Below are 11,054 nucleotides of genomic sequence, written 5' to 3' on the forward strand. Positions count from 1 at the left end.
GGACCACTCCTGTCTACTTCTTCTTGCGCTTCTCCCGGACCCGCACCGAGATCGAGATCGGCGTCCCCACGAACCCGAACTCCTCGCGCAGTCGGCGCTCGATGAAGCGCCGGTAACCGGCCTCCAGGAAGCCCGAGGCGAACAGCACGAAGCGCGGCGGGCGGATGCCCGCCTGGGTGCCGAACAGGATGCGCGGCTGCTTGCCGCCCCGGATCGGGTGCGGGTGGGCCGCGACCAGCTCACCGAGGAAGGCGTTCAGACGCGCGGTCGGGATGCGGGTCTCCCAGCCCTCCAGCGCGGTCTCGATCGCCGGGACGAGCTTCTCCATGTGCCGGCCGGTCTTGGCCGAGACGTTGACCCGCGGGGCCCACTGCACCTGGACGAGGTCGCGCTCGATCTCGCGCTCCAGGTAGTAGCGGCGTTCCTCGTCCAGCTGGTCCCACTTGTTGTAGGCGATGACGACGGCGCGCCCGGCCTCGACGGCCATCGAGATGATCCGGGTGTCCTGCTCGGCGAGGGTCTCGCTGGCGTCGATCAGGACGACCGCGACCTCGGCCTTCTCCAGCGCGGCGGCGGTGCGCAGCGAGGCGTAGAAGTCGGCGCCGGCGGTCAGGTGGACCCGGCGGCGGATACCGGCGGTGTCCACGAACTTCCAGGTCTTGCCGCCGAGCTCGATCATCTCGTCGACCGGGTCGCGGGTGGTGCCGGCCAGCTCGTTGACGACCACGCGCTCCTCGCCGGCCACCTTGTTCAGCAGGCTGGACTTGCCGACGTTGGGCCGGCCGATCAGCGCGATGCGGCGCGGGCCGCCGGGGGCGGCGTCGCCGAAGGTCTGCGGCGGGGCCTCGGGCAGCGCGTCCATGACGGCGTCCAGCAGGTCGCCCGAACCGCGGCCGTGCAGCGCGGAGACCGGGTACGGCTCGCCGAGGCCGAGCGACCACAGGTAGGCGGCCTCGGCCTCGGTGGACGGGCCGTCGACCTTGTTGGCGCACAGGACGGTCGGCTTGCCGGCCCGGCGGATGATCTTGATCAGGGCCTCGTCGGTGTCGGTGGCGCCGACAGTGGCGTCCACCACGAACAGCACCGCGTCGGCCTGCTCGATGCCCAGCTCGGCCTGGGCCGCCACCATGGCGTCGATGCCGAGGACGTCGATCTCCCAGCCACCGGTGTCGACCACCTTGAAGCGGCGGCCGTTCCAGCTGGCCTCGTAGGTGACCCGGTCGCGGGTGACGCCCGGCTTGTCCTCGACGACGGCCTCGCGGCGGCCGATGATGCGGTTCACCAGAGTCGACTTGCCGACATTCGGGCGGCCGACCACGGCGAGCACCGGCAGTCGGACGTGCTCGGCGCCGTCCACGGCGTCGAGGCCGTCGAGGTCGAAGCCCTCCTCGGCGGCAAGTGCCATGAACTCGGCGTAGTCGGCGGCGTCCAGCTCACCGTGGTCGGTGGCGGAGTGCTCTGCGGTCATGTTCGTCTGTTCCGTTTCCCGGCACGGCCCTTCCCAGGGGCGTGCCGTGCGTACCTGCCCCGCTCGGGGCAGCGCGATGGTTGGCTCCGCGGCACCTCGACGGCCCGCGGTTCACTCGTTGGTCGGCCCGAGGGTGGTCGGGCCGGTCCTGATCGGACCGACGGCAGCCGGTCAGACCGCGGACAGTCCGGCCCGTTCCTCCACCAGCCCGGCGATCCGGTCGATCACCTGCTCCAGGGTGAGGTCGCTGGTGTCCACCCGGACCGCGTCCGCGGCCTGGGTCAGCGGGGCCGTCTTCCGGGAGGAGTCGGCGGCGTCGCGGCGGGCGAGGTCGGCGGCCATCGCGGTGATGGTCGCCTCGTCCACGCCCTTGGCGCGCAGCTCGGCCGCACGGCGCGCGGCCCGGGCCTCCTCGGAGGCGGTCAGGAAGACCTTGACGGTGGCGTCCGGGAACACCACGGTCCCCATGTCCCGGCCCTCGGCGACGATGCCGCGCTCGGCGACCTCGGCGCAGCCGCGCTGGAGCTCCACCAGCCGGGACCGCACGGCCGGCACCGCGGACACGGCGCTGACCTTGGCGGTCACCTCGGGGCCGCGGATCGGGCCGGACACGTCCTGGCCGTCCACCGTGATGGTGGGGCCGTCGGCGTCGGTGCCCGAGACGATCACCGGCTTGCCGCACGCGACGGCCACCGCCTCCGGGTCGTCGACATCGACCTCGTTGACCAGCATCCACCAGGTCATCGCCCGGTACATGGCACCGGTGTCCAGGAAGCTCAGGCCCAGCCGGGCGGCAACCGCCCGCGAGACGGTCGACTTGCCGGAGCCGGAGGGCCCGTCGATGGCGACGACGACCGGGGCGTGCGCTCGGTCGGCAGTGTCCACGGGCGAACCTCTCTCTGAGCATGGGACCCGGAGCCTGGGCAGGCGGGCGGCCGGGGATTGTCTCCCTCAAGGTTAATGGACCGCCGCCGTGACCCGTTCCGCCGCCGTCCGAGCCCGACCGGTCGCCCCAGAATAGTCGATCCCAACCAGTCGACCCTGAGCATCCGATCCCGAGCAGTCAGCCCCGAGCAGTCAGCCCCGAGCAGTCGGCACTGACCAGTCGGCACCGACCACCAGGCCCGGCCCAGCACCCAGCCCCGTCACGCCCCGTCACACCCCGCCCCGCCGCTATTCCACCGCCTCCAGCACCGCCGTCCCCAGCCGCGGCCGCAGGTACTCCCCGTCCCGTTCGACCCCGAGCACCCCGCCGACCAGCACCATCGGCACCTCCCGCCCGAGCACCTCCCAGACGAACGGCACCCTCGACAGGTGCGACGGGAAGTCGTTCACCTCGAACGCCTCCTGGTGGTACTCGCGGCCCGCCGCCTCCCGCCAGTCGAAGGAGCGCCGCAGCCTGGGCCCGTCCGGCGTCTGGGTGTGGGCGAGGAAGGCGGTGAGCCAGCCGGTCACCCGGGGCCCGCCGGACATCGAGCGCCACTTGAACAGCGAGCGCCAGAACTCCTCGTCCACCGGCCCGCCAGCCGCCGTCGCGGCGATCTCGTCCACCACCGGCCGCAGCTGCGCGAACCACGGCGCCAGCCAGCCGAAGTGCCGCGCCAGCGCGCCCACCCCGGCCGCCAGCCGCGCCCAGTCCCCGACCGTGCCCTCCAGCCGCACCCTCGGGATGCCGCAGCGGGTCTCCCAGCGGAAGTCGTAGTACGGGCTGACCACGTCCATCAGCGCCACCAGTGCCGAGGAGGCGTCGTCCGGCGTCGTGGTGGAGAAGTCCGGTCGGAACAGGTCCACCAGCTCCGCGCCGACGGCCGCCGCGAGCGGCTCCCGCACCAGCCGGACCGAGCGGGACCAGTCCGGCTCCGACCGGTCCACCGACGGCCCCGCCAGGCTGTCGTCCCGCACCACGATCGGGGCCCGGCCCTCGCCGGCCGCACCGAACAGTGCCCGGTAGCGCGGCGGGTACATCCGTACGTGCACCGCGACCTCGTACACCACCGCGTACCAGAGCACGTCCGGGGACAGGCTCAGCGGCAGGTGCTCGGCGAAGGCGGCGTGAGCGGCCCGCAGCAGCAGGCTGAAGGTCGGCTCCGGCTCGGCGCACTCCGGGTACGGCGGTACGGGCCGGGGCCGCTCGCACATCGTCTCGACGCTGCGGTGGCGGATCAGGTACCGCCCCGCCCAGCACCGCCCGCAGGAACCGCTCGTTCCCGAGGTCCACCAGGTCTCCGGCGGACCCGTGCCCGGTCTCCCCCAGCGGCACGTCGACGATCACACCAATCCCCTCCCCGGAACGCCCCTCCAAGGAACGCCCCGCCGGAAACCGCCCGCTCGCCGACAGCCGCTCGCTCTCCCCGGCCGCCCGCAGCGCGGCCTCAGTCCCGGACGCTCCAGCCGCTCGCCCGCAGCGCCTTGGTCAGCCGCTTCACCGCCGCCGGCGCCACCGACAGCTGCACGAAGCCGACCTGCTGCCCGGTCGAGTGCTCGATGACGACGTCCTCGATGTTGACCCCGGAGTCGCCGACCTCACCGAACAGCCGGCCCAGCTCGCCCGGCTGGTCGCCCAGCACGACCGCCACGGTCTCGTACCGGGTGGGCGGCGCACCGTGCTTGCCCGGGATGCGGGCCTGGCCGGTGTTGCCGCGCCGCATGACCGCCTCGATCCCGGCCGCGCCGGCCCGGCGCTCGCTCTCCTCGGCGGCCGCCATGGCGCGCAGCGCGGTGACGGTCTCGCCGAGGTCGCGGGCCACCCCCTCCAGGACGTCGGCGACGGCGCCCGCGTTGGCGGAGAGGATGTCGACCCACATACCGGGGTTGGAGGCGGCGATCCTGGTGACGTCGCGCACGCCCTGGCCGGAGAGCCTTATGGCGGTCTCGTCGGCGTTCTCCAGCCGGGCCGCGACCAGCGAGGAGACCAGCTGCGGGGCGTGCGAGACCAGGGCGACCGCCCGGTCGTGCTCGGCGGCGTCCATCACGATCGGCACCGCGCCGCAGAGCGCGACCAGCTCCAGCGCGGCGTTGAGCGTCTCGGTGTTGGTGTCGCCGGTCGGGGTGAGCACCCAGGGGCGGCCCTCGAAGATGTCCGCGCGGGCGGCCAGCGGGCCGGATCGCTCACGGCCGGCCATCGGGTGACTACCGATGTAGTGGACGGTGTCACAGCCGAGCTCGGCGATCTCACTGCCCGGGCCGGCCTTCACGCTGGCGACGTCGGTGTACCAGTGCGCCAGGTTGCGGCGCTGGCAGTCGGCGAGCACCTTGCCGACCAGCGCGGGCGGGACGGCGATGATCGCCAGGTCCACCGGGCCGTCGACCGGGTCGGTGATGCCCGCGCCGAGCGACTCGGCGGTGCGGGCCGCGTCCGGGTCGGCGTCCTCCAGATAGACGGTCAGTCCGCGAGCGGTCAGCGCGAGCGCGGCGGAGGTGCCGATCAGTCCGGTGCCGACGACGACGGCAGTGCGCATGGCGGGTCGCTCTCCTCATCACGATTCTCGACAGGTGCCGGGACCGTCCGGGAGCACCCGCGCCCCATCCTCCCTCATCCACCCCGGCGAAGTCCCCACCCGCCGCCCGGCAACCGGAACGGCGGACCCGGCAGCTACCGGCGCCGGCAACCGCGACGGGCCCGCCCCCGTCCCACACAGTGCACACGCCGTACCCGGAAATCCTGCGACGCCCGCCCCGGAGCCGGGCAGACTGGCCGACCGGGGCAGGGCGCGGGCAGCACGGAGAAACCGGACCACGGCAGGACAGCACGACAGCGGACCGAGCAGGCGCGCGGCCGAGCCGGAGACCCGCGCGGCACGACGAACGCCACGCAACAGGCGCCACACAACGGGCGCTGCACAACGGGCGACACGCGAACGAAGGGGTTGCGCATGGACGATCAGCACAGCGGCCGGAGCGGGCAGTCGAAACCGCCGGCCGTACCGGCCCACCCGTCGGTCCTGGACTCCGTCGTGGTGTACGCCGAGGGCGCGGTGTGCCGCCGCCGGGCCACCGTCCCGGTCCCGCCCGGCGGACGGCTCCGGCTGACCGGCCTGCCCGCCGCCCTGGACGGCCGCTCGCTGCGCGCCCGGGTGCTCGCCGGACCGGCCGGAGCCGCCGTCACCGAGGCCCGGCTGGAGCTGCTCGCCGAACTCCGTGAACCGGACGAACTCCCGTACCTGAAGCGGGCGTTGGACGATGCGGCCGAGCACCGCAGCGCGCTCGCCGAGCGCCTCCGGCTGGTCCTGGCCACAATCGCCGAGACCGCCGCGCTGCGCGCCGTCCCGCCGCAGCGCCGCCGCGACGAGCCGTTGCGCCGCACGCCCGCCGACGCCTGGCTGGAGCTCGCCGACTTCGTCGACAAGCGGCTGGCCCGGCTCCAGAAGCACGCCGAGGAGCTCACCCAGGAGCTCGAACTCGCCGACCACGAGCGCGACGTGGCCGCCGACCGACTGGAGAGGGCGTCCACCGCCGACCGGGCCGAGCCGGTCGGGACCAGCACCACCGTCCTGCTCACGCTCACCACCGCAGGCACCGCCGACGGCACCGCCCCCGGCAGTGACCACCTCGACGTGGAACTGGAGTACGGCGTCCCCGCCGCCCGCTGGGTGCCCGCCTACCGGCTGTCCTACCGGACCGGCTCCGACACCGCCCACCTGGTCCTGCGCGCCGCCGTCGCCCAGCGCACCGGCGAGGACTGGACCGGCGTGCGCCTCGCCCTGTCCACCGCCGACCTCGACCGCCGCACCGACCTGCCCCGGCTCGCCTCGCTGCGGATCGGCCGCAGCCAGCCCGCCCCGCCGCCCTCCGGCTGGCGCGAGCCCCCGGCCGGCCTGACCGACCTCTTCACCGGCTACGACGCGGCCGGCGCCGACCGCCCCGCCCCGCCCCGCGCTCCCCACCGCGACAAGTACCGCCCGATCGCCGCCGCCGTGGCGCCCGCCCCGGCCCCCACCCCCGCCGTCGCCCGCTCCGCCGGCCTCGGCGGCGCCCGTCCGGGCGGTCCCCGGGCCGAGGCCTTCACGGCCGACGAACAGATCGCCCCCGCCGCCACCGGCCCGTCCGGCGGCGGTCTGCTGAGCGCCGACCAGCCGATGCCCGCGCCCCCGGGCGCACCGCGCGGCTTCGCCGGCTACGGCGCCCCGCCACCGGTCCCGGCCCCGGTGGCCGCCGCGGCACCGCCGCCACCGCCGGCCCCGGGCGGCCTCCCTCCGGCGGAGGCCCGCCGCCGCGTCGGCCACGCCGCCGCGCCCCCGCAGCCCGGCCTCGCGCCGGACGCCACCCTGCTCGACTATCCCGACCTCGTCCTGGCAGGCCCCGAGGGGCCCGCCGCCCGGCGTGGGACCCTGCACCCCCGCCGCGAGCGGATCGAGCGCGAGGAGCCGTCCGGGGCACTGCCCGGCGGCAGCGGCGCCGTGCGGCTCCGCAACCTCACCCTGCCCCGGCACGCCGTCCCGCCCCGCGAGTCGGCCGGTTCCTTCGACCACCGCTTCGACGCCGCCGCCCCCGCCGACATCCCGTCCGACGGCACCTGGCACGCCGTCACCGTCGGCGAGATCCCGCTCGCCGTCCGCCCCGAGTACGTCACCGTCCCCGCCGTCGAGGAGAAGGTGTACGCGACCCTGGTGCTCGCCAACCGCACCGACCAGGCCGTCCTGGCCGGCCCGGTCGAGGTCACCGTGGACGACGAGTTCCTGCTCACCGCCGCGCTGCCCACCCTGGCGCCCGGCGGCACCCGCCGGCTGGGCGTCGGCGTCGCCGAAAGCATCGAGGTGGCGCGCCGCACCGAGCTGCACGAGTCCACCACCGGCATGCTGAAGGGCAACAGCACCGTCCTCGACCACCGGGTGCACGTCCAGCTGGCGAACCGGCTCGGACGCGCCGTCACGGTGGAGGTCCGCGAGCGGGTGCCGGTCACCTCCGACGCCGAGATCCGGATCGAGGAGCGGGCCGACTGGCACGCCCCGACCGTCTCCACCCCGGACTGCCCGCCCAGCACCCGGCTCTGGCGGGTCGACCTGCCGCCAGGCGGACGCACCGAGCTGGAGGGCGGCTACGTGATCAAGATCCCGGCCGGAAAGGCCATCGTCGGCGGAAACCGGAGGAACTGAGCGATGACCGTCGAGACCCTTCCCCTCCCCGTCACCGCCGTGACCTGCCTGGAGGACCGCAGCCAGGTCGAGCGCACCACGACGGTCGGGCTCACCGCGGGCGTGCAGCGGCTGCGCCTCGGCCCGCTCACCGCCCTCGCCGTCGACCGCACCCTGCGCGCCGAGTCCGCCACCGGCGGCATCCGCGTGCTGGACGCCCGGCTGGTGCGCAGCTGGGCCCCGCGCGCCCCACTGCCGCCCGGACCGGAGGACTCCGAGCTGCGACACCGGCTGCACCGGCTGGACGCCGAGACCCGGCTCGCCGACCAGACCCGGGCCCGGTTGGAGGCCCGGCTGGCCCTGCTCGCCCAGCTCTCCGCCGACCTGCTGCGCGAGATCGGCGAGGGCGCCGGCCTCGGCGAGCTCGAACCCACCCGCTGGGCCCGGGAGCTCGGCCGGGTGGACGCCGAGCGCGAGCGCTACGGCGAGGAGCTGCGCGCCACCCACTCCCGGCTGCGCCGCCTGGAGCAGGAACGCTCGCAGGCCCTGATCGCCCTGGACCAGGCCGAGGAGGACCCGGCCGAGCTAACCGCCCACCTGGAGCTCACCGTCGAGGCGGCGCGGCCCGGCCCCGCCGAGCTGACCGTCTCCCACCTGGTGCCCTGCGCACTGTGGCGCCCCTCCTACCGGGCGACCCTGGACGGCACCGACCTGTGCCTGGAGTCGGAGGCGGTGGTCTGGCAGCGCACCGGCGAGGACTGGACGAACGCCCGGCTCACCTTCTCCACCGCCCGCTCCGCCCTCGCCACCGCCCCGCCCGCGGTCGCCGAGGACGTCCTGGTGCTGCGCGAGCGCACCGACGAGGAACGCCGCACGGTCGAGGTCGAGCTGCGCGAGGAGGCGGTCGCCGCCGTGGGCCCGGCCTCACGGGTGCCGGGCGTGGACGACGGCGGCGAGGTCCGGGTGCTGCCCGCCCCCGCCCCCGCGACCGTGCCCTCCGACGGCCGCGCGCACCGGGTGCCGCTGGGCGCCTTCACCGGCCCGGCGAGCAGCGAGTACGCCAGCGCCCCCGAGCTGTCCGCGCTGGTCACCCAGGTGGTCCGGTTCCGCAACGCGGCCGGCCACCCGCTGCTGTCCGGCCCGGTCGAGCTGGTCCGCGGCAGCGGCTTCACCGGCCGCGGCGAGCTGCGCTTCACCGCCGCCGGCGCCGAGGCCGAACTGTCCTTCGGCAGCTCGGACGGCTACCGGGTGGTCCGGGAGACCGAGGAGCGTCAGGCCACCGCCGGCCTCACCGGCCGCCAGACCACCACCCGGACGGTCCGGCTGCACCTGTCCCGCTTCTCCGGCCCGGAGGAACGGGACGAGCGGATCGTCACCGTGCGCGAGCGGGTGCCGGTCTCCGAGGTGTCCGCGGTCGAGGTGCGGCTGCGCAAGGAGGAGTGCTCCCCGGCACCGGACTCCTTCGACGCCGAGGGCATCGTCCGCTGGGACGTCCCGCTCGCCCCCGGCGCCCGGCGCACCCTCACCCTGGTGTACGAGGTGTCCGCCTCCGCGAAGGTGGCCGGGCTCTGACCGCTGCGGGCGGGCCGACGGCTGACACCGCCGCACCGGTGACGGCCGCTCAGGACCAAACCGGAGACAACGGGTAGAAAAGGAAGCATGATCCTCCATCTCGCTCCCCTGGACGACTGGCTGGCCGACCCCGGCCGTCCGTACGCCACCGCTTCGCTGCTCACCGACGGGTTCATCCACTGCTCCGCGGACGAGCAGACGGCGCTCGCCGTGGCCAACGCCTTCTTCGCCGACACCCCCGACCCGCTGATGGTGCTGCTGATCGAGGAGTCGCTGGTGGAGCCGATGGTGAAGTGGGAGGCCCCGCACGGCGCCCCGCCGCCCGGGGCCACCCCCGGCGTGCTGTTCCCGCACATCTACGGGCGGCTGAACCGCACCGCCGTGGTCGGTCTGGAGAAGGTCGAGCGCGGCCCGGACGGCCGCTGGGCCTCACTCAGCCCCTGGAGCTGACGGGGCGCGACCGAGGAAAGTTATGACAATTCCCGAGGTTCACGCGGCTCACGCGGTTTCCGCGGTTCCCCCGGTTCCCGGGGTTCCGGCAGCTCCCACGCTTCCTGCCATTCCCGCGGACCTCGCGAATTGTCACAACATCGCCGATGCTCACGACTCCGCAGACCATCGCGACATCGTGAATTGTCACAACATTCCCTACAGCCACCCCCGCTCCCGGGCCGCCATCCCGGCCTGGAAGCGGGTGGTGGCGCCCAGCGAGCGCATCAGGCTCTGGAGCCGGCGCTGGGTGGTCCGGGCGCTCCAGCCGAGCGAGCGGGCGATCGACTCGTCGGTGAGCCCGGCCGCCAGCAGGCCCAGCAGCTTGCGGTGGTCGGCCTCCGGCTCCGGCGCGGCGTCCCCGGTGCCGACCGCCGCCTGCAAGCGGACGGCCCGCTCCCACTCCGCCTCGAACAGCGTGTCCAGCGCCTGGAGCAGCGCCGAGGGGTGGATCACGTACGCGGCGTCCAGCACGCTGTCACCGACGCTGATCGGGATGATCGCCATCCGGTCGTCCGAGATGATCATCTTCATCGGCAGCGTCGGCCGGACCCGCGCCTCCTCACCGTCCGCGTCGCCGACCAGGATGTTCTTCTCCAGCCGCCCCGGCCAGGCCACCGCCTCCCGGTCGTAGATCGTCCGGAACTTCACGCCCTCGCGCAGCCGCCGCCGTTGCAGGGGCATCGGCGCCACCGGGTCCTGGATGTACGGCGGACGGTCGAAGCCGCGCACCTGGTACTGGCTGGTCTCGGTGATGTGCTCCAGCCGTTGGGCGATCGCCTCGCCGCCGGTCAGCACCTCCACCGAGTGCGCCGGGTCGGTGTACCGCGAGGCCTCCCGGAAGGCGTCCATCAGCCGGTGCATCTCGGCCCGGGCGTAGCGCAGCTCCGACTCCCGGTGGCCGATCAGGGTGCCGATCGCGACGTCCGGGGGGACCGGCAGGTAGCGGTGCCGGTCCACCGGCGCCCGGGTGGCCATGCCCTGCTGCGCCAACCGGTCCAGTGCGCGAACGCTCTGCTGGAACGTCAGCCCGCAGCTCTCCGCCAGCTCCTCCGCCGTGGACTGCGGGTTGGCCACCAGCGCCGCGTAGACCTGCCCGTCCGGCTCCGCCAGTCCCAGTGCGCCGAGGGCCTGTCCGCCGGCCCGCCCCAGTGCTGCATCGGACACGACGCCCTCTCCCCCTGTTCGCCCGTTTCCGCCCCGACCCGCGCGCCCGTGCTGGCGCAGTCCCGCCACACGGCGGGTGGTGCTCCGGTGGCCATCCTCGGCCACGGATCATGACGCTGACAAGGCCGTGACCAGCGGTTGCGTCCCGGCTCACACGACTCGTCCGAAACGTGGACATCCGCAGGTGAACATCCCCACGCGGACGCCCGCGCCGCCCCGCCCCGTCGCCCCCGCCCCCGGGAACGCCCCCGCCCCCGGGAACGCCGGAGCCCCGGCCGCAGCACGTG

At 74.7% G+C, this 11,054-nt stretch carries 8 protein-coding genes; 3 read left to right on the top strand and 5 right to left on the bottom strand.

The genetic code is table 11. The features are described from left to right. Positions 1–13: 13 nt before the first annotated feature. The 4 genes from der to ACFU7Y_RS30085 all read right to left on the bottom strand — a co-directional run bounded on the left by der (position 14) and on the right by ACFU7Y_RS30085 (position 4,926). Positions 14–1,468, bottom strand: coding sequence for a ribosome biogenesis GTPase Der (gene der / locus ACFU7Y_RS30070; RefSeq protein ID WP_224283467.1), 1,455 nt, complete (start codon positions 1,466–1,468; stop codon positions 14–16). Between the two features lie 171 nt (positions 1,469–1,639). After that, positions 1,640–2,353: a (d)CMP kinase gene (gene cmk, locus ACFU7Y_RS30075; protein ID WP_224283466.1), complete on the bottom strand. Its 714-nt coding sequence runs from the start codon at positions 2,351–2,353 to the stop codon at positions 1,640–1,642. 288 nt (positions 2,354–2,641) lie between these two features. Continuing rightward, complete coding sequence (locus tag ACFU7Y_RS30080) at positions 2,642–3,607, bottom strand: DUF4419 domain-containing protein (protein ID WP_380770288.1); 966 nt, start codon at positions 3,605–3,607, stop codon at positions 2,642–2,644. A gap of 233 nt (positions 3,608–3,840) precedes the next feature. Continuing rightward, entirely contained in the window at positions 3,841–4,926 is a 1,086-nt protein-coding gene (locus tag ACFU7Y_RS30085; RefSeq protein WP_224283464.1) for a prephenate dehydrogenase, read from the bottom strand. A 414-nt stretch (positions 4,927–5,340) separates the two neighbouring features. Between ACFU7Y_RS30085 and ACFU7Y_RS30090 the strand changes: the two genes are divergently transcribed. The 3 genes from ACFU7Y_RS30090 (at position 5,341) to ACFU7Y_RS30100 (ending at position 9,561) form a co-directional block, all read left to right on the top strand. Beyond that, entirely contained in the window at positions 5,341–7,560 is a 2,220-nt protein-coding gene (locus ACFU7Y_RS30090; protein WP_380770289.1) for a DUF4139 domain-containing protein, read from the top strand. A 3-nt stretch (positions 7,561–7,563) separates the two neighbouring features. Beyond that, positions 7,564–9,111 (top strand): mucoidy inhibitor MuiA family protein, encoded by a 1,548-nt coding sequence (locus ACFU7Y_RS30095; RefSeq protein ID WP_380770290.1) that lies wholly within the window; start codon positions 7,564–7,566, stop codon positions 9,109–9,111. Positions 9,112–9,198: 87 nt separating this feature from the next. Next, complete coding sequence (locus tag ACFU7Y_RS30100) at positions 9,199–9,561, top strand: DUF952 domain-containing protein (protein WP_224284232.1); 363 nt, start codon at positions 9,199–9,201, stop codon at positions 9,559–9,561. A gap of 198 nt (positions 9,562–9,759) precedes the next feature. Here the strand turns inward: ACFU7Y_RS30100 and ACFU7Y_RS30105 are convergent, their stop codons facing one another. Next, positions 9,760–10,767 carry a helix-turn-helix domain-containing protein gene (locus ACFU7Y_RS30105; protein WP_380770291.1) on the bottom strand — a complete coding sequence of 336 codons (1,008 nt, stop codon included), beginning with the start codon at positions 10,765–10,767 and terminating at the stop codon, positions 9,760–9,762. Positions 10,768–11,054 lie beyond the last annotated feature (287 nt).

Origin of the sequence: Kitasatospora sp. NPDC057542, assembly GCF_042801945.1 — a bacterium.
In the GTDB taxonomy this organism is placed as follows: Bacteria; Actinomycetota; Actinomycetes; order Streptomycetales; family Streptomycetaceae; genus Kitasatospora.

What these genes read in the sequence shown, in the direction of transcription:
- der (WP_224283467.1), bottom strand. Translation starts at nt 1,468, where the DNA reads ATGACCGCAGAGCACTCCGCCACCGACCACGGTGAGCTGGACGCCGCC.
- ACFU7Y_RS30080 (WP_380770288.1), bottom strand. Translation starts at nt 3,607, where the DNA reads ATGTGCGAGCGGCCCCGGCCCGTACCGCCGTACCCGGAGTGCGCCGAG.
- ACFU7Y_RS30085 (WP_224283464.1), bottom strand. Translation starts at nt 4,926, where the DNA reads ATGCGCACTGCCGTCGTCGTCGGCACCGGACTGATCGGCACCTCCGCC.
- ACFU7Y_RS30090 (WP_380770289.1), top strand. Translation starts at nt 5,341, where the DNA reads ATGGACGATCAGCACAGCGGCCGGAGCGGGCAGTCGAAACCGCCGGCC.
- ACFU7Y_RS30095 (WP_380770290.1), top strand. Translation starts at nt 7,564, where the DNA reads ATGACCGTCGAGACCCTTCCCCTCCCCGTCACCGCCGTGACCTGCCTG.
- ACFU7Y_RS30100 (WP_224284232.1), top strand. Translation starts at nt 9,199, where the DNA reads ATGATCCTCCATCTCGCTCCCCTGGACGACTGGCTGGCCGACCCCGGC.